The 21,668-nt window shown below is 46.7% G+C and carries 21 protein-coding genes and 1 pseudogene; 9 read left to right on the forward strand and 13 right to left on the reverse strand.

All coding sequences use genetic code 11. From position 1 onward, the window contains the following. Positions 1-124: 124 nt before the first annotated feature. The 4 genes from fusA to BKE30_RS00625 form a co-directional block, all read right to left on the reverse strand. Positions 125-2,260, reverse strand: coding sequence for an elongation factor G (gene fusA / locus BKE30_RS00610; protein ID WP_076876741.1), 2,136 nt, complete (start codon positions 2,258-2,260; stop codon positions 125-127). Positions 2,261-2,468: 208 nt separating this feature from the next. Further along, positions 2,469-2,939: a 30S ribosomal protein S7 gene (rpsG, locus tag BKE30_RS00615; protein WP_026472083.1), complete on the reverse strand. Its 471-nt coding sequence runs from the start codon at positions 2,937-2,939 to the stop codon at positions 2,469-2,471. A gap of 139 nt (positions 2,940-3,078) precedes the next feature. Beyond that, the gene (gene rpsL, locus BKE30_RS00620; RefSeq protein ID WP_076876742.1) at positions 3,079-3,453 is read right to left on the reverse strand and encodes a 30S ribosomal protein S12; all 375 of its coding nucleotides are present in this window, start codon (positions 3,451-3,453) and stop codon (positions 3,079-3,081) included. Between the two features lie 367 nt (positions 3,454-3,820). Continuing rightward, on the reverse strand, positions 3,821-5,464 hold the full coding sequence (locus BKE30_RS00625; RefSeq protein ID WP_076876743.1) for an EcsC family protein: 1,644 nt from the start codon (positions 5,462-5,464) through the stop codon (positions 3,821-3,823). A 297-nt stretch (positions 5,465-5,761) separates the two neighbouring features. Here BKE30_RS00625 and BKE30_RS00630 point away from each other — a divergent pair, with 297 nt between their 5' ends. The 4 genes from BKE30_RS00630 to BKE30_RS00645 are packed head-to-tail and all read left to right on the forward strand — an operon-like array spanning position 5,762 to position 10,710. After that, positions 5,762-6,988 (forward strand): beta-ketoacyl-ACP synthase II, encoded by a 1,227-nt coding sequence (locus BKE30_RS00630; RefSeq protein WP_076876744.1) that lies wholly within the window; start codon positions 5,762-5,764, stop codon positions 6,986-6,988. Between the two features lie 23 nt (positions 6,989-7,011). Beyond that, on the forward strand, positions 7,012-7,455 hold the full coding sequence (locus tag BKE30_RS00635; protein ID WP_076876891.1) for a CopD family protein: 444 nt from the start codon (positions 7,012-7,014) through the stop codon (positions 7,453-7,455). Between the two features lie 49 nt (positions 7,456-7,504). After that, a complete protein-coding gene (locus tag BKE30_RS00640) occupies positions 7,505-9,910 on the forward strand; it encodes a hypothetical protein (protein WP_076876745.1) in 2,406 nt (801 codons plus the stop codon). Between the two features lie 32 nt (positions 9,911-9,942). Then, complete coding sequence (locus tag BKE30_RS00645; protein WP_076876892.1) at positions 9,943-10,710, forward strand: hydroxymethylpyrimidine/phosphomethylpyrimidine kinase; 768 nt, start codon at positions 9,943-9,945, stop codon at positions 10,708-10,710. 154 nt (positions 10,711-10,864) lie between these two features. On the opposite strand, the gene BKE30_RS00650 is transcribed toward BKE30_RS00645, so the two are convergent. Then, positions 10,865-11,287 carry an OsmC family protein gene (locus BKE30_RS00650; protein WP_076876746.1) on the reverse strand — a complete coding sequence of 141 codons (423 nt, stop codon included), beginning with the start codon at positions 11,285-11,287 and terminating at the stop codon, positions 10,865-10,867. Between the two features lie 158 nt (positions 11,288-11,445). Between BKE30_RS00650 and crp the strand changes: the two genes are divergently transcribed. Both crp and BKE30_RS16560 read left to right on the forward strand, forming a co-directional pair. Then, on the forward strand, positions 11,446-12,123 hold the full coding sequence (gene crp, locus BKE30_RS00655) for a cAMP-activated global transcriptional regulator CRP (protein WP_076876747.1): 678 nt from the start codon (positions 11,446-11,448) through the stop codon (positions 12,121-12,123). 138 nt (positions 12,124-12,261) lie between these two features. After that, positions 12,262-12,618 (forward strand): annotated as a pseudogene (locus BKE30_RS16560) (NUDIX domain-containing protein); the annotation flags it as partial. An 18-nt stretch (positions 12,619-12,636) separates the two neighbouring features. Here the strand turns inward: BKE30_RS16560 and BKE30_RS00665 are convergent. Further along, positions 12,637-13,245, reverse strand: a complete 609-nt coding sequence (locus BKE30_RS00665; RefSeq protein ID WP_076876749.1) for an FxsA family protein — start codon at positions 13,243-13,245, stop codon at positions 12,637-12,639. A 123-nt stretch (positions 13,246-13,368) separates the two neighbouring features. Between BKE30_RS00665 and ruvC the strand changes: the two genes are divergently transcribed. Further along, on the forward strand, positions 13,369-13,914 hold the full coding sequence (ruvC, locus tag BKE30_RS00670; RefSeq protein WP_076876750.1) for a crossover junction endodeoxyribonuclease RuvC: 546 nt from the start codon (positions 13,369-13,371) through the stop codon (positions 13,912-13,914). A gap of 41 nt (positions 13,915-13,955) precedes the next feature. On the opposite strand, the gene BKE30_RS00675 is transcribed toward ruvC, so the two are convergent. After that, complete coding sequence (locus BKE30_RS00675; RefSeq protein ID WP_076876751.1) at positions 13,956-15,488, reverse strand: bifunctional ADP-dependent NAD(P)H-hydrate dehydratase/NAD(P)H-hydrate epimerase; 1,533 nt, start codon at positions 15,486-15,488, stop codon at positions 13,956-13,958. A 105-nt stretch (positions 15,489-15,593) separates the two neighbouring features. On the opposite strand from BKE30_RS00675, the gene queG reads away from it, so the two are divergent. Further along, the gene (gene queG, locus BKE30_RS00680; RefSeq protein ID WP_076876752.1) at positions 15,594-16,694 is read left to right on the forward strand and encodes a tRNA epoxyqueuosine(34) reductase QueG; all 1,101 of its coding nucleotides are present in this window, start codon (positions 15,594-15,596) and stop codon (positions 16,692-16,694) included. A gap of 70 nt (positions 16,695-16,764) precedes the next feature. After that, a complete protein-coding gene (locus BKE30_RS00685; RefSeq protein ID WP_076876753.1) occupies positions 16,765-17,370 on the forward strand; it encodes a hypothetical protein in 606 nt (201 codons plus the stop codon). Positions 17,371-17,473: 103 nt separating this feature from the next. On the opposite strand, the gene lysM is transcribed toward BKE30_RS00685, so the two are convergent. From lysM to BKE30_RS00715, 6 genes are all read right to left on the reverse strand, one after another. Next, positions 17,474-18,013, reverse strand: a complete 540-nt coding sequence (lysM, locus tag BKE30_RS00690) for a peptidoglycan-binding protein LysM (protein ID WP_076876754.1) — start codon at positions 18,011-18,013, stop codon at positions 17,474-17,476. Between the two features lie 304 nt (positions 18,014-18,317). Continuing rightward, complete coding sequence (gene acpP, locus BKE30_RS00695) at positions 18,318-18,560, reverse strand: acyl carrier protein (protein WP_076876755.1); 243 nt, start codon at positions 18,558-18,560, stop codon at positions 18,318-18,320. Positions 18,561-18,648: 88 nt separating this feature from the next. Then, positions 18,649-19,404, reverse strand: a complete 756-nt coding sequence (fabG, locus tag BKE30_RS00700) for a 3-oxoacyl-ACP reductase FabG (RefSeq protein ID WP_076876756.1) — start codon at positions 19,402-19,404, stop codon at positions 18,649-18,651. Beyond that, the gene (fabD, locus tag BKE30_RS00705) at positions 19,401-20,384 is read right to left on the reverse strand and encodes an ACP S-malonyltransferase (protein WP_076876757.1); all 984 of its coding nucleotides are present in this window, start codon (positions 20,382-20,384) and stop codon (positions 19,401-19,403) included. Before fabD ends, fabG begins: the two co-directional genes overlap by 4 nt. Positions 20,385-20,542: 158 nt before the next feature. After that, a complete protein-coding gene (gene rpmF / locus BKE30_RS00710; protein WP_076876758.1) occupies positions 20,543-20,728 on the reverse strand; it encodes a 50S ribosomal protein L32 in 186 nt (61 codons plus the stop codon). A 70-nt stretch (positions 20,729-20,798) separates the two neighbouring features. Further along, positions 20,799-21,422 (reverse strand): YceD family protein, encoded by a 624-nt coding sequence (locus BKE30_RS00715; protein WP_076876759.1) that lies wholly within the window; start codon positions 21,420-21,422, stop codon positions 20,799-20,801. Between the last annotated feature and the right edge of the window lie 246 nt (positions 21,423-21,668).

Consider the following 21,668-nt stretch of genomic DNA (forward strand, 5'->3'; position numbering starts at 1 on the left):
GCTTGTTACGTTCAAACTTGGCCTTTGCCATGATGTCATTCCTCATCAATCAGCCCACTGCCATGAAACATGGACAGTGGACTGGTAGGTTTTTAGATTAGTTTTAAATTATTGCTGCAAAGACTTATTCGTCGTCGCCAGCTTTACCACCATTCTGGAACTTGGAAATGATGCCTTCAGCCACGTTACGTGGGGTTTCAGCATATTTAACAAACTCCATGGAATAGGTTGCGCGACCTTGCGACATAGAACGCATGGACGTTGCATAACCAAACATTTCAGACAATGGCACTTCAACGCGAATCTGCTTGGTACCGCCTGGCAGATCGTCCATACCCTGAATCACACCACGACGACGGTTCAGGTCGCCCATGATATCACCCATATAGTCTTCTGGTGTTTCTACTTCAACCTTCATGATTGGTTCAAGCAGGATAGGATCAGCTTTCATGAAGCCCTGACGGAAAGCCATGGAGCCTGCCATCTTGAACGACAATTCGTCAGAATCCACGTCGTGGTAAGAACCGTCAAACAGTACGGCTTTTACACCAACGACCGGATAGCCAGCCAGTACACCATTCTTCATGCGTTCCTGAATACCTTTGTCAACAGCGCCAAAGAATTCTTTTGGAACAGTACCGCCGACAACTTCTTCAGCAAATTCGTAGTCTTTTTCACGATCGTCACCTAATGGCTCCAAGCGTAAGAATACATGACCGAATTTACCGCGACCACCAGTCTGACGTACAAACTTGCCTTCCTGCTCAACCACTTTGCGGATGGTTTCGCGATAGGCAACCATTGGCTTACCAATGTTTGCTTCAACGCCAAACTCACGCTTCATGCGGTCAACCAGAATCTCAAGGTGCAATTCACCCATACCAGCAATAATGGTCTGGCCAGATTCTTCATCAGTGTGAACACGGAATGAAGGATCTTCTTTTGCCAGACGACCCAGCGCAATACCCATTTTTTCCTGGTCGGCTTTGGTCTTTGGCTCAACAGCCAGAGAAATTACCGGATTCGGGAACTGCATGCGCTCAAGGGTAATGACATTGTTTTCATCACACAGGGTATCACCAGTGGTTACGTCTTTTAGACCAGCAACCGCTGCGATATCGCCAGCGCGGATTTCTTCAACGTCTTCACGGTCATTGGCATGCATCAGTACGATACGGCCTACGCGCTCTTTCTTGGCCTTAACCGGATTCCATACCGCAGAACCAGCTTTTAACACGCCAGAGTAAACACGGATGAAGGTTAAGCTACCTACGAACTTGTCATTCATGATTTTGAATGCAAGGGCCGCAAATGGCTCGTCATCAGATGCAATACGCTCACCAACGGTTTCGTCTTTGTCGTCAAGGATACCCTTGATGGCTTCAACGTCGTTCGGTGCTGGCAAGTAACGAATAACCGCATCAAGCATTGCCTGAACGCCTTTATTCTTAAATGCAGAACCACACAGCATTGGCTGAATTTCACATGCAATGGTACGGATACGCAGCGCTTCATTAATCTGGTCTTCGGATAAGTCACCGTTTTCCAGATATTCATTCATCAGCTCTTCAGACGCTTCAGCGGCTGACTCAACCATTTTCTCACGCCATTCGTTAGCGGTATCAACCAGATGCTCCGGGATATCACCATATTCGAATTTCATGCCCTGAGATGCTTCATCCCAGATGATTGCTTTCATCTTGATCAGGTCAACAATCCCTTCAAAAGATTCTTCGGCACCGACAGGAATAGCAATGGGTACTGGATTCGCGCCCAGACGGGTTTTCATTTGTTCAACAGCACGGAAGAAGTTGGCACCGGTACGGTCCATCTTGTTCACAAATGCAATGCGTGGCACTTTATATTTATTAGCCTGACGCCATACAGTTTCTGACTGAGGCTGAACACCACCTACTGCACAGTAAACCATACATGCACCATCAAGTACGCGCATGGAGCGCTCTACTTCAATGGTGAAATCAACGTGTCCTGGGGTATCAATAATATTGATACGGTGTTTAGCAAAGTTATTTGCCATGCCAGACCAGAAACAGGTGGTCGCAGCCGAGGTAATGGTAATACCACGCTCTTGCTCTTGTTCCATCCAGTCCATGGTCGCTGCACCTTCGTGCACTTCACCAATCTTGTGGCTTACGCCGGTGTAATATAAAACACGCTCGGTAGTCGTTGTTTTACCCGCATCAATGTGCGCAGAAATACCAATGTTACGATAGTGTTCTAGGGGGGTAGTACGAGCCATGATTGCTTGCTTTCCTAAAAATTAAGTCAAAACAGGACGCATTAAACGAGCCTGTAAAAATGCTGGCGTTTAATGCGACTAAAAAGAAGTGCGTTTGCCTTAAATGCCGGCAAATCCCCCGCTCGCAAGGAGCGCGATATTAAAACGAGCAGCAACACGCATCATTCTTCTCCTGATTGTTTGTTCAACAACGGCCTGTTTTGCCCGCTTAGAAGCGGTAGTGCGAGAAGGCTTTGTTGGCTTCTGCCATGCGATGCACATCTTCACGCTTTTTGATGGCAGCGCCTTTGCCTTCAGCAGCATCCAGCAATTCACCAGCCAGACGCAGTGCCATGGTTTTTTCGGAACGCTTAACAGCAGCATCTACCAACCAGCGCATAGCCAGGGCGGTACGACGGGAGGGGCGTACTTCCATTGGCACCTGATAAGTAGCACCACCAACACGGCGAGCCTTAACTTCAACCATTGGGCGAACTTTTTCTAGCGTAGTTTCGAAAAACTCAACAGGTTCAACTTTTGCTTTTTCCTGTACACGCTCAAGGGCACCGTAAACGATTCCTTCAGCAACAGATTTCTTACCATCCTGCATGACATGATTCATGAACTTGGCGATGGTTTGGCTACCGAATTTTGGATCCGGCAGAATTTCACGAGCGGCGACGACGCGACGTCTTGGCATGATAACAACCTTTTATGACACTTCAGGATAATCCAGCAGATTGTACAAGTGTCATCTGTACTGTACGCTGGCCTTACTATAAAACGCCGCAAGGCTAAAAACTTTTAGTCAGTCTCAAGCATCAACGGTGTCAAATAACTTACTTCTTAGGACGTTTAGTACCGTACTTAGAACGACTCTGGCTGCGGCCTTTAACACCGGCACAGTCTAAAGAACCACGAACGGTGTGATAACGTACACCTGGCAAGTCTTTAACACGACCGCCACGGATTAACACAACACTGTGCTCTTGCAGGTTATGGCCTTCACCACCGATGTAGCTTGATACTTCAAAACCTGAAGTCAAACGTACACGACAAACTTTACGCATTGCAGAGTTTGGCTTTTTAGGGGTAGTGGTATAAACACGTGTACAAACGCCACGGCGCTGTGGACACGCTTTGAGTGCAGGAACTTTGGACTTTTCAACCAAAGTGCTGCGACCCTTGCGGATCAATTGATTCGTAGTTGCCATATGGCACTCTCTCCCGTAAACAAAAAACCTCAAAAAGGTTCATCCCTTTTTGAGGGCATCAAATTGTAGAGGATAAGCGGTGAAGGGTCAAGATTTCATCACTATTGTATTTGCTGATGACTATCCCTTTCTTCCTATCCAAATTTGAAGTGAAATGATTTAAACAGGCAAACTAAATGGGGGCATTCTGGCCAATATCAAGCGCTGACAATATGCCCAACAGATTCGGGCCAGATTAAAAAGCAATGCCAGCCCACAGGTAAAAAAAGAAGCCTGAACACTGGATCAGGCTTTCTGGAGAGTAAACAGACTTTGCGCTATGAATTACTGATGCTTTAAGTTTAGCAGTTCACGCGCAACAGGTGTATTAACGATTGGTATTGGCACTCGACTGGGCATTATCAGCCGTTGCAGCACTGTTGGTTGCTGTGTTACCAGTCTTACGGGTAGAGCGACGGGCAGGTTTGGCAGAATCAGTTTTATCGTCTGCTTTGCTGTCAGTGTCTTGCGCTGAACTCGCTGTGGCAGCACTTTCATCAGCCCCATCAGTTGCCTTGGCTTTGCTGGTGCGGCTAGTCTTTTTAGGGGCGGCATTCTGCGCTGTGCTATCTTCATCAGACGCATCAGCATCACCTTCCTGCGCAGAAGCATTCGTGCCTTTGCTCTTCTGGCTAGAATCGCTATCTTCACCGGCACTGCTATCATCAATCATTTCATTGGCCAAGGCGCTCAGTTGATCATGGATTTGCTCATCCTTGGTTGCTTCATCAACCTGCTGGGCATCATGTTCAGTACGGGTACTGACTTCTACTTTAGCAATATCTTCATTGTTTAGCAGTGCTTGCTGGGCTTCTTTCTGTGCAGCCTGCTCTTCTTTAGTGGCTGGGGTTTCAGCATTCACCAGTTTATCTTCAATGGTTAAAGGCTGCTGATTGCCCGCTTGCTGGCTGCTGTCCTGTCCAATACCCTGACCTGCACCCTGCTGACGGGCATGCTCAAACACTTGCTTGGCACTGTCACTCACTTCTTTTAGCAAACGACTAGTATAAATAGCACCTACTGCACCGCCAATAACGGGAGTTACTTTATCAAGCAAGGCAGCACTGATACGCCATTTGAGCTGGCCATTAGCATCAGACAGCAATTTGAACAATGGTTCAAAATCGTTGCTGGAACCCAGCATGGTTTGCAGGCCCTGAATATTGCCTGTACCCAGCATGCCGCTGACACTGTTTAAGCCAATTAAAATAGCCTGCTTTTCGGTAATCAGGCTGAGGTCGGCATTCGAGAGCGCTTCAAAAATCATGGCGCGGTCTTCTGGCTGGTTTAGTTCAAAACCATAGGCACGGCCAGTGAGATAAACGGTACGCAAAGCCAGAATCATGGACAGTGGAATATCTGCCGCAGCACCAACTACGCCAGTTGCCCCACTAATCGCCCCCTGTGCCATCCCGATATAACGGTTTTTTTCATTCAGGGCACGTGCCAGACGGCCTGAACGGGCTGTATCGCCTTGCAGCTCAGCCAGAGTTTTTACCCCGGCTTCATCGATAATATGATCACTGGCACTTACGGTTGAGGCAAAATCGGCCAGTAGTTCCAGAATCTGGTCCGAAGCCTTGTCAAAGCTGCCTGTTGGCATAACCAGATTGGCCAGCTTATTGATGGTATTAAAGCGCTTGCCCAGAATTTGTTTGGTAATGCCGGGTAACTGCTGACGGAACAGCTGATTGGCACGGATTGGTGTATTGGTACTTAGCGTTTGCTTATCGGTAGTCATATTAATCACACTATTAGCTGCAGGAATTTCGGATAAACGGCTTACTGAATTTTTAGCCAGTTGTTTAAGTAAGTTTTGCCCTATATCTGATAAACTTTTACTGCCTTTACGCAAGCTATCAAACAGATCGGGTGACGCGTTGGCTCTGGATGATGGTGAATGGTGCGCAAAGCCATGTTTCAAGTCATGCGAAGATTGTTTAGTCTGCGCACTATTAACTGAATCAGTCATAATGCATTTCCTCGTTGCAATTGGTTTCTAAACATTTGTTTTGATTGAAACCACAATAGCAAGGAGTTTATTTGTATCGCAACCCTGCGCCATAGTGTTTGTGTCGTATTCTGTGCAAGATACGTTATTGCTGTGTTATTACAGCGCCGTTACTATAGAGATGCTTGTGTATTTATAAACACTTTTGGTTTATAGCATAGGTTTTTGTATGATAGCCCACTTGCGCCTGTAGACCGATGTACTGCCGCTGGATGCGCTGCTCGCTGACTTCAATCATTGACTCTTGGGATTAAAAATATGACTCGTGTTGTCATCACTGGATTAGGTATTTATTCTTGCTTAGGAAATGATCGGCAAACGGTGACGCATTCTCTCAAAAATGGTATGTCCGGTACCCGCTTTAATGAAAAATATGCCGAACTGGGAATGCGCAGTCAGGTGAGTGCCTCGGCTGTGGCTGACTTTACGCTGATTGATCGCAAGTTAAAACGCTTTATGGGCGATGCATCGGCATTTGCCTATCTGTCGGCGCTGGCGGCTATTGAAGATGCAGGGCTTAAGCCTGAAGAGGTTGGCCAGAATCCACGCTATGGCGTGATTGCTGGCACTGGTGGTGCTTCCACAGCCACGATTGTTGAAGCTGCGGATGTGCTGCGTGAAAAGGGTGCACGCAAGGTCGGGGCAACGCTAGTCCCGCGAAATATGAGCAATACCATTACTGCTGCCATTGGGCTTGGTTTGAAGCTGCAAGGGATTAGCCACAGTATTTCTTCAGCCTGTGCCACTTCCGCCGATGCAATTGGCTATGCGGCACAGCTGATCCAGCTTGGCAAACAGGATTTGATGCTGGCAGGTGGTGGTGAGGAAGACCACTGGACGCAATCAATTTTGTTTGATGGCATGGGTGCCATGAGTAGTCATTTTAATGAGCAGCCACAAACGGCATCACGCCCCTATTCGGTAGATCGTGACGGGTTTGTCATTGCTGGTGGTGGCGGTGTGGTGGTGGTTGAATCACTGGAACATGCGCAGAAACGCGGGGCCCGAATTCTGGCAGAACTGGTGGGCTACGGGGCCAGCAGTGACGGCCATGACATGGTAGCCCCCAGCGGTGAGGGTGCAGTACGCTGCATGCGCATGGCGCTGGATGAGGCACGCCAGCATGGTGTTGAAAAAATTGATTATATTAATACTCATGGCACCAGTACGCCACTTGGCGATACTGCCGAGCTTAAGGCCATCAAAGAAGTATTCGGTGAAAACTGCCCGGCCATTAGCTCTACCAAGTCCATGACAGGCCATAGTCTGGGTGCAGCAGGTGTGCAGGAAATTATTTATTGCCTGCTGATGATGCAGGATGAATTTATTGCCCCGTCCATTAATATTGCCGAGCTTGATCCAGAAGCAGCAGAATTTGACATTGTACAGCAGGCACGTCCAGCCAGGCTAAATGCCATCATGAGCAATAGCTTTGGCTTTGGCGGTACTAACGCGAGCCTGATTATCAAGCGCTGGGAAGACTAACCATGGCTCTGGAAACGCTGGTGATGCCGCAAAGCTTTTTGTGGATAAAGGCGCTGCATATCATTGCCATTATCTGCTGGTTTGCAGCGCTGTTTTATTTACCACGCCTGTTTGTTTATCATGCCATGAGTGAAGATACGGTGAGCCATCAGCGCTTTGAAGTGATGGAGCGTAAGCTATACCGCGGCATTATGTGGCCTTCACTGATTGGAGTAGCCATTACCGGCCATTTTCTGGTCGATATTGGTGACCCCTACCGGCATTACCATGACGCGCTGTGGTTTTATTTAAAAATTAGTCTGGTGTTTTTTTTGGTGATTTACCATTTGCTATGTGGCTATTACCGCAAGCAACTGATTGGCAATGCCCACTACAAAACCCATGTGTTCTGGCGCTACTTTAATGAAGTACCGACCATCGCCTTGATTATTATTGTGATTCTGGTGGTGGTCAAGCCTTTGTTTTAAGGGCTTTAAAACATTAAAATTATAGGCAATTGCCTTTATAAAGGAAATTATGAGTTTATATCAGGAACTTAAAACAGCAAAAAGCGAAGAAGACGTCAAAGATTTTTATATCAAGGCATTAGGGCTAAAAAGCTATACCAAAGGCTTGATTGATATCCAAACAAAAGAAATTTGGTTTGAAGCCAAAGATACAGGCAAGCACAGCAGCTACGCCATGTTTACCCAACTTTTGCACTATGTTCAGCAGTCACTCAATAAAGGCGAAACTGTTCCGCCGTTTCTTGCGGTAATTGATACTGAAAAAGCTGCCATTATGAAAAGCAGTGATGTAATCCCGTTTTTAGAAAAGAAAACTGTAAAATGGGGCAAGTCTGCCAGTCAATATACCCAAGAAGCCTTAGAAGCTATTTCTGCTTATATTGGCACATACTTTGTGTCATTCAAGCTAGCGACCCATGAAGAAGAGTTCATTTCAACGGTTAAAGTTGCCATCAAGTCAGGCGATATTATTCGCACGTCAATTACGCCTGATAACTTAAAACAAGTGTTTGATAAATGGGTGACAATGATTGGCAAAGAACTGGTCGGTGTCAGAAATGAAGATTATGCCTTGCTGTTTTTTGCCGACATTATGAATGATGGGATTGTCAGCACGCATAAAGATTTACCCGCCCGACTAATTTTTGTTGATAATAAACCTGCATTTATGTTGGCTGGTCAAATTTATGAATTAGGCAACAAAGAAGGCTATCGTCAGTTTTGGGCGATTTATGATAGACCACCCAAAGCAGAATACCGCAATTATTTACTCGAACGTCGTGATAGTTTAATTCCCATAGATGAGCGCAGCTTTAAGGGTGCGTTTTATACGCCGCTACATGTGGTGGATAAAGCTTATGATAAATTGAGTGAAACTTTAGGCAAAAACTGGCAAAAAGATTACATCATTTGGGATATGTGTTGTGGAGTGGGCAACCTTGAGGTGAAACACTCTAATCATCGTAACATCTTTATGAGTACGCTGGATCAGGCCGATATTGACGTGATGAAAGCCACCAAAACCTGTGTGGCTGCAACGCGCTTTCAGTATGATTACTTAAATGATGACATCACTGATGATGGTAAAATTGATTATAGTTTGACAAACAAGCTGCCTCAAGCATTGCGTGATGCCATTGCATCAGGTAAAAAGATTTTGGTGCTGATTAATCCGCCTTATGCTGAGGCTACGAGTTCAGATAATGTTGTTAGTGGTGGAAAAGCTGCAGCGAGTAAAATAGGCGTTGCTAAAACTAAAACAGCAGCTTATTTAATGAACAATTATGGTAAAGCGAGCAATGAGTTATTTACCCAATTTGTAGCACGCATTGCCAAAGAAATACCTATGGCTACTTTAGCAATGTTTTCGACACTAAAATATGTGAATGCACCAACACTTGGAGTTTTTCGGCAGGTATGGAGTGCGCAATATTTAGGTGGTTTTGTGGTGCATAGTAAAGCATTTGATGGTTTAAAAGGTGAGTTTCCAATTGGATTTCTGTTGTGGAAAACGGATCAAAATAGAGATAAAAAATGGGTTATTAATGAAATTTCTACTGAAGTTCTTGATAAAAATGCAACTCCCATCGGAGATAAAACATATTTTAACTCACAAAATTATTTACTTTTAACTGATTGGATATCTAGACCAAGGGCAAACAAATTTAAAGTTATTCCTCTAAAAAATGCTATAACGCCTGCCACAGCAACAAAAGATTTACGAGGTACAAATTGGTCTGAGGGCGCAATTGCTTATATGTGGTGCAATAGCAATGATTTACAGCAAGCAGCAAGAACAGCTCTTTTTTCCTCTGGATTCAATGGCGGTCACGGTATATTCATAACTTTAGATAATCTATGGCAAGCAGCAATAGTTTTTTCAGTTCGTCGATTAATTAAACCCACTTGGCTCAATGACCGCGACCAGTTTTTACAGCCGAGTGAAGCACTTAGTGGCGAATTTAAAGCAGATTGCCTCATCTGGATGTTATTCAACAGCTACAACTTAACCGCCAGTGCAAATGACCTTGAATGGAATAACCAAAAGTGGTCTATCGTCAATCATTTTATTCCCTTCACAGAACAAGAAGTCGGCAGCTCAGAACGCTTTGAAAGTGACTTCATGGTGCAATACTTACGCGATAAAAAATTAAGTAACGAAGCAAAAAAGGTTTTAGAAGAAGGGCGCAAACTATGGCAAGCCTATTTTGTCCACACTGATAATCACACTGTTAGAAATGAATTAAAATTAAATCGTGCTGATGTTGGCTGGTATCAAATCCGCAATGCTTTAAAAGCACGCAATACAAGCGGTGATTATGTACCCGTATCGTTTGTAAACTTAGAAGCTGCATACAAGCAACTTGGTGATAAATTACGACCAATGGTATATGAACTAGGCTTTTTAAAAGCTTAAATGTACTTTATATGAGTAATTTTGATATGAGCATGCGCCCTACCGTTTTATGTTTTTCCGGTCTTGATCCTTCGGGTGGCGCAGGCTTGCAGGCTGATATTGAAGCCATTGGCCAAAGTGGGGCGCATGCGGCCATTGCCTGCACGGCCATTACGGTACAGGACTCGCAGCAGGTGTATGGCTTTGAAGCCGTATCCAGTCAACTGCTATTACAGCAAGCCAATGCGGTTTATCATGATCTGCCGGTTAAAGCATTTAAGTCTGGCATGCTGGGCACAACCACTAATATTGCCATGCTGGGTGAATTTTTACAGGATAAACCTGATATTCCGTACGTGCTTGATCCAGTGCTGGTAGCCAATAGCGGTGGCAGCTTGGGTGATCAGGCTACTTTGGTAAAAGCTTTTGCTGCCTTAATTCCCAAAGCTAGCCTAATCACCCCCAATACCGTCGAGCTACGTGCCTTGACTGGCCAGAAGCAGCTTGCTGATGCAGTCAAAGCCTTATTTGATCTGGGAGCCAATGCATTATTGGTGAAAGGCGCACACGAGCATGAACCGCACCGGATTCGCCACTGGCTGTATATTAATGGTGAGTGTGTAGCAGAATCACGCTGGCAACGGCTTAATGCCGAATTTCATGGTTCCGGTTGTAGTCTGGCCAGCTATATTGCCGGGCGGCTGGCCCAAGGTACGCCCTTGAAAGATGCCGTGCAACAAGGTGAATTGTGGCTGCATGGGGCCTTAAAATGCGCCGATATGCCACACGCTGACGGTCAGCGCATTCCACGCCGCTTCTAGATTGTTCTACCCTAAAAAAATAAAAGGCTGCGTAAAAGGCAGCCTTTTGATAAATCTACTTCTGTGCGGTTTATTATTTCTACAGCACCGGATAATAAAACCACAAACTAGACAAGTTAGTCTATAGCACGCTATTCCCTAAAACTGTGAACGCTTACTCGACTTCGATGACTTCAAAGTCATGGCTAATTTCCACCCCACCATCCATCAGCATTTTACTGGCAGAACAGTATTTTTCTGCAGACAAGTGCACCGCCTTTTCAACCTGATTGGGCTTCACTTTGCGACCAGATACCACAAAGTGCAGGTGAATCTTGGTAAACACTGCCGGAATGCTATCTGCCCGTTCTGCCTGCAATTCACAACGCACATCAGTGATGTCCTGCCGGGCTTTTTTGAGAATGGTTACAATATCAAACGAGGCACAGCCACCAAGACCCATTAAGATAAGCTCCATGGGACGTGCACCACGGTTTTTACCACCATATTCGGGTGAACCATCCATAATAATGGAATGACCACTTGCAGATTTGGCTTCAAAAGCAACATTTTCAAGCCAACGGACACTGGCGTGCATTGCAACTCCTGCGTAAAGGTTTTAAAGTTAGGGCTTGCCTCTACCCTAGCATAAATACTGCATGGATGATATTCAGTATTGGTGCAAGCAAATCAACTTTTTAGTCAACATTGCATGACGGTAATGGTTTGAGGCGTCAACTTTTGGGAATTTAAAATATGTATGCGTCTTCTGGCTCTTCGTTAAGCACCGATGTTTTTTCACCCATGCAGCTACCAGCCTCGCTGAAAATGTTGCTAAAGCATGCGCAAATCCGCCGCTATCCAAACCGCACCACTATCGTGCAGGCGGGTGCTGAATCATCATCCCTGTATTTGATTTTAAAAGGCTCTGTTTCCATCATCATTGAAGAAGATGAAGAGCGTGAAATTGTGGTGGCTTACCTCAATGCGGGTGACTTTTTTGGCGAAATGGGCCTATTTGAAGAAAAATCCCAGCGCTCTGCCGAAGTACGCACCCGGGCCATGTGTGAAATTGCAGAAATCAGCTATGAAACTTTTCATGAACTGGCCAAGATTTATCCTGACCTGAGCTATGCGGTTTTTGCCCAACTGGTACGCCGCCTGCGCAATACCACGCGCAAGGTCACTGATCTGGCTTTCATTGATGTGACTGGCCGTATTGCACGCTGCCTGCTGGATCTGGCGTCACAGCCTGAAGCCATGATTTTGCCCAATGGCCGCCAGATTCGCATTACCCGTCAGGAAATTGGCCGTCTGGTAGGCTGTTCACGTGAAATGGTAGGGCGCGTTCTTAAGTCGTTAGAAGAACAGGGCATGATTGAAACCGAAGGCAAGGCGATCTTGATTTATGATCCACAGGCTGATGCAGAATAAGGGTTAAAACCCATAGATATTACCTTTGATACAGTAACTGGTAGCTTTAATTTACGGGTTGCTGCGGTAATTTTGCATCAATCACGTCTGCTGGTCATGAGCTAGCCCAGTTTACCTTACGCTTATCTAGCGGGTGGCCGGATCAAACTCCATGAAACCAGTGAGCAAGCACTGCAACGTGAATTACTTGAAGAATTGCATGAATCCCCTACACGCATGCAATTCTTGTGGACGGTAGAAAATTTCTTTATTGACAGGCAAAAGCAGTTTCATGAAATATGCCTGTTTTATTTGGTTGAACTTGACCCCAATAGCCCTTTGCTAGAATTAGACACCTTTGAAAAGATGGATCATCATAAAATCCATCTTTTTAGCTGGGTGAACATTCATCAGCTTTCTTCAGTTAATTTGCTGCCCCATTTTCTGGTGGATAAATTAAGCTTATTGGATACGCCTCTGATCAACCCCAATCACTTTATGCATATTGATGCGTAAAGCAGCTTGAGTTAAGGGTTAATCATTGGCTGGCTTTATTTTTTTCACCTCAGGGTTTACATGCCGGGCTTCCCCATCAATCACGGTAGGACGGTGTGCCTGACCAGATTGTGTCGTACCAGAGGCTGGGCCTTGTCCCTGCATTTCCTGCATACGGCGCATGAGTTCTGCCATCATGTCCGGCTGGCCGCTGCTATTACCGCCCCCAAAGCCACCACCTGTACTCATTCCGCCCATGCCTTTCATCATGTTTTGCATCATGGCATTCTGGCGCTTCATCATAATATTGGTCAGTGCATTGCGCACTACAGTTTGCACCGCCGGAATCAGAATCAGCAAGGCCAGTACATCACTGATCAGACCCGGTAGCAGCAATAAAAAACCAGCCAGCGCCTTGGGCAAACTTTGCTGAACCTGCGGCTCACCGCTCAGTTGACCCGTCATTTGCATTTGCTGCAATTGCGGCATAATGCCACCCACGCTACTGCGCAAAATGCTTAAGCCCCATACAAAGGCAATGGCAGTCCAGAGGAAAATCCACCAGCCACTCATGAACTGGGCAACACCAATCCAGGCCAGAACCTCAAGCACAATGCCGGCAAGTAAAATTAATATAGGGTTTAACATGTTTTTCTTCCAGTATATAAACGACTAGTCTGCGTTTTATGGCAAACCTTAGCAGATTAGTGCAGCAATTCTTCAGCAATCTATGTAAAAATAAGGGCGAATTAAGTTTTTTAAAGGATCGTCATGCCATTAATTATCGGGATTGACCCGGGTTCACGCCTGACGGGTTATGGCATTGTCGAAAAAGAGGGTTCCAAGCTGCTGTTTGTGGATGCCGGTACTATTCGCACCGAAACCATGGACATGCCCGAGCGTTTAAAACGGATTTTTGATGGCATTAGTCGTATTGTTGACTTCCATAAGCCTACCGAGGCGGCAGTTGAACAAATTTTTATGGCACAAAACCCGGACTCAGCCTTAAAGCTTGGTCAAGCGCGTGGCGCGGCTATTACGGCACTGGTGAATCAGAATTTGAGTGTGGCAGAATATACCGCACGGCAAATCAAGCAGTCTGTGGTGGGTTATGGGGCTGCCGAAAAAGAACAGGTACAAATGATGGTAATGCGCTTGCTCAGCCTCAGTATCAAGCCGCAAGCCGATGCCGCCGATGCACTGGCCTGTGCCATTTGTCATGCGCATACGTCGGGTAGCCTTGACCGGCTTGCAGTGATGAACTTGATTGGCAGTGGCATGGCACGCGGCCGAAGCCGCAGTGCCAGACGTCGCTAGGCTTATTTTAAAAACCACTAAGACTAACCACGGCAACCGGTTTAATTCACCACCTGTTTAATCACCTCAAGCATATCGGTGGCCTGTAAGCCACGCTCACCATTTTGTGCCAGAATATCCCCTGCTGCTGCATGCAGGGCCACAATCTCATGCAGTGGCAAATCGGGTAGCTGGGCCAGTAAACTACCAGCCATGCCCGCCAGAATATCACCCATGCCGGCAGTGGCCATGCCGGGATTGCCCAAGCCACAAATGCTTAAGCCGGAATTATTAACGCTATCAAGACTTAAACTGCCTGCGCCCTTTAATAGCCAGTTACCGCCAAATTTTTCCTTTAAGGCATAAATGGCAGCAATACGATCCTGCTCTACTGCTTGCGCCGTTGTTCCCAGCACGCGGGCGGCTTCGCCAGAATGGGGCGTTAAGTACCAGTGCTGATGTAACTCAGGCTTTATTTGCTGCCCCTCAGCCAACTGTTCTGCTGCTAAATGCCACAGCGCATCGGCGTCAATCACTACACGATTTACTGTATCAATTCTCTCAAGCACCGGTAAAAATGCCTGCCAGACGGTTTTGCCCCATTTATGGCGTCCCAAGCCCATTCCTATCACAATACAATCCATGGCCTGACTGATTTGTGCGGCAAATTCCGGATTGATTTGTGCCTGCATTGGCATAGCCAGCGTCATTACATTGGGACAACGGCTCAGCGCAGCGCCATGATGTTTTTCATGAGTGAGCAATGTCACCTTGCCTGCCCCTGCAACCAGTGCAGCTTCAGCAGCCATAATTGCCGCACCGCCCATATTTTCATCACCACCAACAATCAATACATGCCCATAAGTTCCCTTATGGCCGGTTTTACGGCGTTTGGTGAGCTGGGGCTTGAGCTGATCCAGTTGTGCCAATACCTGCAAATCATCATCAGGCGGAATTAGTGCCAGTGGAATGACCTTACCCGCATAGGCTGGCCCCTGTCCGGTCAGCAATCCTGCTTTTAGGCCCAGTACCGTTAGGGTTAACTGGACTTCACAGGCAATGCCCAGCATAGCCCCGCTATTGGCCTCAATACCACTGGGAATATCCACCGCCACCTTGTAACCTGTACTCTGGTTAAACTGCTGAATTGCCGTCTGATACAACCCGCCAACCTCACGGTTTAAGCCAATCCCAAACAGGGCATCAATATGCAGGGTAGCTGACGGCAACTGGCTAATGGCATAATAAATCCTGACTTGCTGTGCCACAGCATAGGCTTTGGCCTGTCTGGCCATATTACTCCGGGGCGGCTCTACCTCATGCACCCAAACGCTCAGCCCGGCCTGTTTCAGGTAGGCCGCAATCAGCCAGCCATCGCCAGCATTGTTGCCTGCCCCGCACCATACTCCAATACTGTTGTCTGCCCCTGATTGTAGTATGCACCGCTCTTGTTTTAAGCTGTCGATATATTGCACAATATGCTGCATCATTTGCCATGCGGCCTGCTGCATGAGACCATAGCTACTGTTTCCGGCAGCAAACCAGCGCTGCTCCCACGCCTGCACCTGTTCACGGCTAAATACCTTTGCACGCATGCGCCACTCCCATTCCATCGTGATATTTATTGTTAACTGTTTTGATCATGACACTTTTTCAGGCCGCTTGTCATTCCTGCATCAAGCACATCTTGGTTAGATTTTATGACACATAAAAAGGCCAGCATTGTTTTGCTTGATGAATCGCTTAGGCAAAATCCACAGGCACTAAAAGACTGGATTAAGGCACAGGCACGCCAGCTTGGTTTTTCAGATTGTGGGATTGCACGACCAGACACCTGTGACCAGATCCCGCACTTGCAGCAATACCTTGACGATGGCTTTCATGCCGACATGGATTATCTGGCCGCCAATCTTTCCATACGTGCCAATCCTGCGCTGTTAGTACCCAATACCCGCAGTATTATTTGCGTACGGATGGATTATCTGGCGGAAGCACCGCCACACCGTTATGTGCCGCATGAACCCAATCAGGCCATTATTGCGCGTTATGCCCGTGGTCGTGATTATCACAAGGTAGTGCGCGGTCGTCTCAAACAACTGGCGCGCTTGATTGAAGAACAAATCGGCCCATTTGAATCACGGCCTTTTGCTGACTCTGCGCCTATTTTTGAAAAAGCGCTGGCGGAAAAAAGCGGGCTGGGCTGGACAGGCAAACATACCCTGCTCATTAACAAGAAAGCCGGTTCATTCTTTTTTCTGGGTGAGCTGTTTACCAGCCTTGATTTGCCGTTTGATGAGCCTGCCACCGCACATTGTGGCAGTTGCTCGGCCTGTCTTGATATTTGTCCTACACAAGCAATTGTGGCGCCTTACCGTCTGGATGCGCGCAAATGCATTGCTTATCTAACCATTGAATATCAGGGCATTATTCCTGAAGAATTTCGAAAGCCTATTGGTAACCGGGTATTTGGCTGTGATGATTGCCAGCTGATTTGCCCGTGGAATGGTTTTGCCCAGTTAAGTAAAGAAGATGACTTTAAGGCGCGTCATAACTTAAATCAGGTCACCTTGCTAGAATTGTGGCAATGGAGCGAGCAGGAATTTTTAAGTAAAACCGAAGGTAGTGCGATCCGGCGTACTGGTTATCAGGGATTTATGCGTAATGTGGCGATTGGTCTTGGCAATGCGGATTTTGACCCGGCCATTATTGCAGCATTGCAGCACAGCCAGCATGATGAAGTGGTACAAGTGCATGTAGACTGGGCGATTCAACAACAACAATTAAAAATGCAGGCTGATTAATTTTTCTCCAGTTATTATTTTGCTACACTATTGCTTCCACCTTTATCGCAATCACCGGATTGCTCTGATCATGGAATCTTTGTCTTATTTTGAGCAGCAACTTCATCAGCTTTGCCAGTTATTGATCACAGAGAAGCAGGATGCTTTCAGCCTGTTACTGGATCAACTAGAGTTTCAGTACTACACCCAGCCAGTTTATTTTAATCAGCTTACTCAAACGGTTTTTGAGCTACTGGCGCATCCACTGGCTGTTAAATCGGACAGCACTTTTAATTTATATGTCTTTTTATCCAATAACTGGCTAAACCTAGACTTGTCTCAACAGCAACAACTGCTAAGCAGAATTGAAGCTGATTACGCCAACTATCAGCAGCCCGATGTATGGCGGGTAATTAATGAAATTATTGGTGAGAAACTGGCCAATAAAGCGGCATGGCGGCTGATACAATATTTAAAAGATAACACTGAGGGGCCACATCGTGCTCAGGTTCCGTTGATGCTAGGCCGACTGATTCAGCACACGTCAAGCACTGCCCTTAAGCGGCAATCCATTATTATGCTACAGCTATTAACTCAAAATGATGAGCGGCTGACCCGACAGCAGGCACAACATACCTTACAGCGTACTATGCGCCTGATGAACCCACGAATCTGGCGCAGTCTGGGCTTGGCCTAAGCATCATGTCATTCATTTTTATATCTTGAGCTAAACAATAAAAAGCCCTGATCATTATTCAGGGCTTTTTTCACTAACATGAATAAATTTGAGGTTTAATGAATCAGGATGGAATTCTTAGAACCTGACCCGGATAAATCTTGTCTGGGCTACTGAGCAATGGCTGGTTGGCTTCAAAGATTTTCTGGTACTGATCCATATCTCCATAAACTTCTTTGGAAATCTTGGATAAGTTATCACCTGACTTAACGGTATAAAATTTACTTTCTGGCGCAGGAGCCTGCACCGTCATCTGATCATCTACTTTAGCCACGTGGTCCACATTGCCAGCCGCTAAAATTGCTTTTTCACGGTCTGCCTGTGTTTTGGCCTTGCCTTTAATGGTGGCTGTATCAGTATTGCCTTCATAATGAATGCTTAGCCCATCAATGCCCAAACCCAGGCTATTTACCCGGTTTAACAGGGCATTGGCAATCACTTGCGGATTCGGTTCGCTGGAATGTACAGGCGCACGGGGTGTAGCCTGCTGTGGTGCCGCAGGTGCTGCCTGCTGTGTGGTGTTGGGATTGGCTGCTGGTGTAGTCTGTTGCTTATGGCCGCTTAGTTTCTCACCAATGCCTTTGGTAAAATTAAAAATGCCCATGCTGTGTTCTCCATCTTTTATGACGCAAACCTGGATTAACCTATTTGCGCTTTGGCAGAAAATTTATGAATTTCCAGCCTAGAGCGTTTTTAGCCATGCTGTGTGTAAGTCACGTTGTAGTCATTGGAGTGTTGTTTTAAGTCACGCATTCATATTTATAACAATATGAATGCTACTGTTAAAAGCGTAATACTCACAGCATGCTATATGTAGCATAAGCACTAAGCCAAAACTACAAACCAGATTTACAGGCAATAAAAAACCGCGACGAGCGCGGTTTTGATGCAAGCCTTAATGCAACAAATCAGGCTTCGCCTACCTTCGCACCAACATAATCAATGGCGGATTGAACGGTAGTAATGGCATTAGAATCTTCATCAGGAATAGTAATACCGAAGTCATTTTCAAATGACATTACCAGTTCTACCAAATCTAATGAATCTGCACCCAGATCGTCCATGAAAGATGCTTCATTCTTGATGTCTTCAGCACGCATACCGAGCTGTTCAGCCACAGCTTTTTTAATGCGTTGTTCGATATCGCTCACAGGAATTCTCCTCATGCATGTGGCGTTATTAAATGTACCGGCCTAGTTTAGACTAAACTTGATCAATTACAAAGAACCAAAATGGTTTTTAGTGCATGTATAAGCCGCCATTGACGGGCAAAACCGTACCAGTTATGTAACCAGAATTGTCACTGGCTAGAAAACTTACCGCACGGGCAATGTCTTCCGGCGTTCCCAAGCGGTTTACTGCAATCTGTGCCAGCATCTTTGCTTTGGCTTCAGCGCTGAGTTCTTCAGTCATGTCAGTTGCAATAAAACCCGGTGCTACGCAGTTAACCGTAATATTACGGCTGCCCATTTCACGGGCCAGACTTCGGCTAAAGCCTTCCATGCCCGCTTTTGCAGCTGCATAATTGGCCTGCCCGCCATTGCCCATTTGTGCCACTACAGAGCTAATATTAATAATACGGCCAAAGCGCATTTTGGTCATGCCACGCAACACCCGCTTGGATAACTGAAATACGGCATTCAGATGAATGGACAAAATATCGCTCCAGTCATCATTGCTCATGCGCAGCAACAGGTTATCGCGGGTAATCCCGGCATTGTTGACCAGTACCGCAACCGGGCCAAACTGGGCTTCAACCTGCGCTATTAACTGGTCAATGGCCACGCTGTCACGCACATCGAGCACCATGCCTATACCCTGCTCGCCGAGTTTTTCACGAATTTGTGCCGCGCCTTCTGCGGTAGTTGCCGTGCCTACCACAAACAGGCCATCCTGTACCAGTTGCCCAGCAATGGCTGCACCAATACCCCGGGTTGCTCCGGTTACCAGTGCTACTTTTCTGCTGTTTTGTGTGCTGTCTACACTGATACTCATGCCAGTTTTCCTTCTGCCATAGAAATAGCGCTTAATGCATCTTCCAGACGGGTACGGGTATCGGTGGCGTAGGCACCCTTAACATTGGGCAAGCGCTTGGACAGATTCGCCAGTACATTGCCAGCACCACATTCCACCACATACGCAGTACCCAGGCTGGTCAGCATTTGCATGCTTTGCGTCCAGCGTACCGGACGATACAACTGCTGAATCAGGGCAGTCTTGATGCTGTCCACATCAGCTTCAATCTGGGCATTAACATTTTGCACTACCGGAATAACCGGTACATTAAAGCGGGTATTTGCTAGCGCTTCAGCCAGTTTTTCGGCGGCGGGCTGCATCAGCGCACAGTGTGATGGCACGCTGACGGGTAACACAATGGCTTTGGCACCCTGTTCCTTGGCCTGAATAATTGTCTGTGCTACGGCATCTTTAGTCCCGGCAATCACGACCTGTCCGGCTGCATTATAGTTGGCGGCTTCAACAACCTTTCCTGTTTGCTGTGCAACCAGTTTACACAGGGCTTCGACTTCACTATCTGTTTTGCCCAGCAGAGCCGCCATGGCACCCTGACCTTCAGCCACCGCATTTTGCATAAGCTGACCGCGCAAATGTACCAGCTTGACGGCATCATTAAGGCTTAAGCTGTTTGCAGCCACCAGTGCGCTGTACTCGCCCAGAGAGTGACCCGCCAGCACAGCAGGACAGACCCCGCCCAGTTCCTGCCAAAGCCGCCAGAGGGCGATACTGGCTGTAAGCAATACTGGCTGGGTATAAGCAGTCTGGTCCAGTTGTTCGCCACTTTGGGCAATGTGCCAGACATCAAAACCCAGTGCATTGCTGCTTTCATCAAAGGTTTGCCGGATCAGGCCAAACTGTTCAGCCAGTTCAGCCAGCATGCCTGCTTTTTGTGAGCCCTGCCCCGGAAAAACAAATGCGGTATGTCCCTGAAGCTTGGGAAGACTGATAGACGCTGTCATGTGCAAGATTCCTTAAGACCTCTTGTCTTTTTTATCCTGATTTACCGTCAGACAGTATCAGGATTTAAAGTCAACACAATAAATGGTCAATAAAAATGGGAGCCTAAGCTCCCACTTGGGTGATCAACGGTGGCATAAAAGTGCACACCCTGGATCAATTATTCAGTTGTCGCCGGTGTGGCAAACAGTTGACGGCCACGATAGAAACCATCTTTGGTAACGTGGTGACGCAGGTGAGTTTCACCAGTTGTTTTATCAACTGATACAGTGTTGGCGATAAGTGCATCGTGCGAACGGCGCATGTCACGGCGAGCACGGCTTTTACGGTTTTGCTGAACGGCCATGAGAGGCTCCTTAACAATAGATCAAATAGATCGACAATAACTTTAATCTGGCCCAGACACTTAAAAAATGTTAAGAATCCAGTTTACCTTTAAGACTGGCCAGTGCCTCAAACGGATTATCACGCTTGATCAACTCTGGTTCATCCTCTACCACAGGTTGATGCTTGTTTTCACACGCCTCATGACGTGGTGAAATAGGCACCGACAATAATAATTCGTCTTCCAGCAGCTCAATCAGGTCAATGGTCTGGGCATCATCCACCCCATGAACCACCTGTTCTTCACTGAGAACGACAAAGTCAGCATCTTCATCCAGGCGCGCAGCCTGTTTTTCATCTGTCAACAGGGCCAGATGAACCTGTGTTGCCACAGGAACCTCAACCAGTTCCAGACAACGCTGGCAAGTCATGGGCACTGTGGCAGCAAGCGTTCCATCAAGCCATGCCACACGCTGATAGTCATCCATATACAGACGGCAATCAACCTGCACCAGAATCTCGTCAGTGTTAGGCTGACCCGCAGGCACAGTCGCTTCACTGGCGATACGCCTAAAACGGCTTAACGGCACCTGCCCCGACCAGCTAAAGCCTTGCTCTGCCCACTTGAAGGGCTCAATGCGAGACGGTAACTGCGACGCGCTTGATGGCGCAGAAGCCGGTGACCCTTGATTTGATGAAAAATTATTTGCTGACATGATTTGCTAACATATACAGGGCGGCAATTCTACAAAGTTGTGAGAGCGCTGTCAAAGAATAAGATATAATTTTAACCGCTATTGGTAAATTTTCATAGATCAGGCTGGCAAATAGACGATGAACTGTTAAGCCTGCCAGCTTAGGCTGAGTGTCTTATTGACCACAAACGCTTGGCATTACTAATCCTGCCAGAACACAGTATCTACCCCACTCAATACTATGAGCCGGATTAAACAGGATACAGC

The sequence above is a fragment of the Alkanindiges hydrocarboniclasticus genome, assembly GCF_001982605.1.
GTDB lineage: Bacteria > Pseudomonadota > Gammaproteobacteria > Pseudomonadales > Moraxellaceae > Alkanindiges > Alkanindiges hydrocarboniclasticus.

Excerpts from the sequence above, each read along its gene's own strand:
- ruvC (WP_076876750.1), top strand. The coding sequence starts at position 13,369 with ATGCCATTAATTATCGGGATTGACCCGGGTTCACGCCTGACGGGTTAT.
- BKE30_RS00685 (WP_076876753.1), top strand. The coding sequence starts at position 16,765 with ATGGAATCTTTGTCTTATTTTGAGCAGCAACTTCATCAGCTTTGCCAG.
- BKE30_RS00665 (WP_076876749.1), bottom strand. The coding sequence starts at position 13,245 with ATGTTAAACCCTATATTAATTTTACTTGCCGGCATTGTGCTTGAGGTT.
- lysM (WP_076876754.1), bottom strand. The coding sequence starts at position 18,013 with ATGGGCATTTTTAATTTTACCAAAGGCATTGGTGAGAAACTAAGCGGC.
- BKE30_RS00650 (WP_076876746.1), bottom strand. The coding sequence starts at position 11,287 with ATGCACGCCAGTGTCCGTTGGCTTGAAAATGTTGCTTTTGAAGCCAAA.
- BKE30_RS00640 (WP_076876745.1), top strand. The coding sequence starts at position 7,505 with ATGAGTTTATATCAGGAACTTAAAACAGCAAAAAGCGAAGAAGACGTC.
- rpsL (WP_076876742.1), bottom strand. The coding sequence starts at position 3,453 with ATGGCAACTACGAATCAATTGATCCGCAAGGGTCGCAGCACTTTGGTT.
- BKE30_RS00715 (WP_076876759.1), bottom strand. The coding sequence starts at position 21,422 with ATGTCAGCAAATAATTTTTCATCAAATCAAGGGTCACCGGCTTCTGCG.
- BKE30_RS00635 (WP_076876891.1), top strand. The coding sequence starts at position 7,012 with ATGCCGCAAAGCTTTTTGTGGATAAAGGCGCTGCATATCATTGCCATT.
- BKE30_RS00675 (WP_076876751.1), bottom strand. The coding sequence starts at position 15,488 with ATGCGTGCAAAGGTATTTAGCCGTGAACAGGTGCAGGCGTGGGAGCAG.
- fabG (WP_076876756.1), bottom strand. The coding sequence starts at position 19,404 with ATGAGTATCAGTGTAGACAGCACACAAAACAGCAGAAAAGTAGCACTG.
- BKE30_RS00645 (WP_076876892.1), top strand. The coding sequence starts at position 9,943 with ATGCGCCCTACCGTTTTATGTTTTTCCGGTCTTGATCCTTCGGGTGGC.
- rpmF (WP_076876758.1), bottom strand. The coding sequence starts at position 20,728 with ATGGCCGTTCAGCAAAACCGTAAAAGCCGTGCTCGCCGTGACATGCGC.
- fusA (WP_076876741.1), bottom strand. The coding sequence starts at position 2,260 with ATGGCTCGTACTACCCCCCTAGAACACTATCGTAACATTGGTATTTCT.
- rpsG (WP_026472083.1), bottom strand. The coding sequence starts at position 2,939 with ATGCCAAGACGTCGCGTCGTCGCCGCTCGTGAAATTCTGCCGGATCCA.
- fabD (WP_076876757.1), bottom strand. The coding sequence starts at position 20,384 with ATGACAGCGTCTATCAGTCTTCCCAAGCTTCAGGGACATACCGCATTT.
- queG (WP_076876752.1), top strand. The coding sequence starts at position 15,594 with ATGACACATAAAAAGGCCAGCATTGTTTTGCTTGATGAATCGCTTAGG.
- BKE30_RS00630 (WP_076876744.1), top strand. The coding sequence starts at position 5,762 with ATGACTCGTGTTGTCATCACTGGATTAGGTATTTATTCTTGCTTAGGA.
- BKE30_RS00625 (WP_076876743.1), bottom strand. The coding sequence starts at position 5,464 with ATGACTGATTCAGTTAATAGTGCGCAGACTAAACAATCTTCGCATGAC.
- crp (WP_076876747.1), top strand. The coding sequence starts at position 11,446 with ATGTATGCGTCTTCTGGCTCTTCGTTAAGCACCGATGTTTTTTCACCC.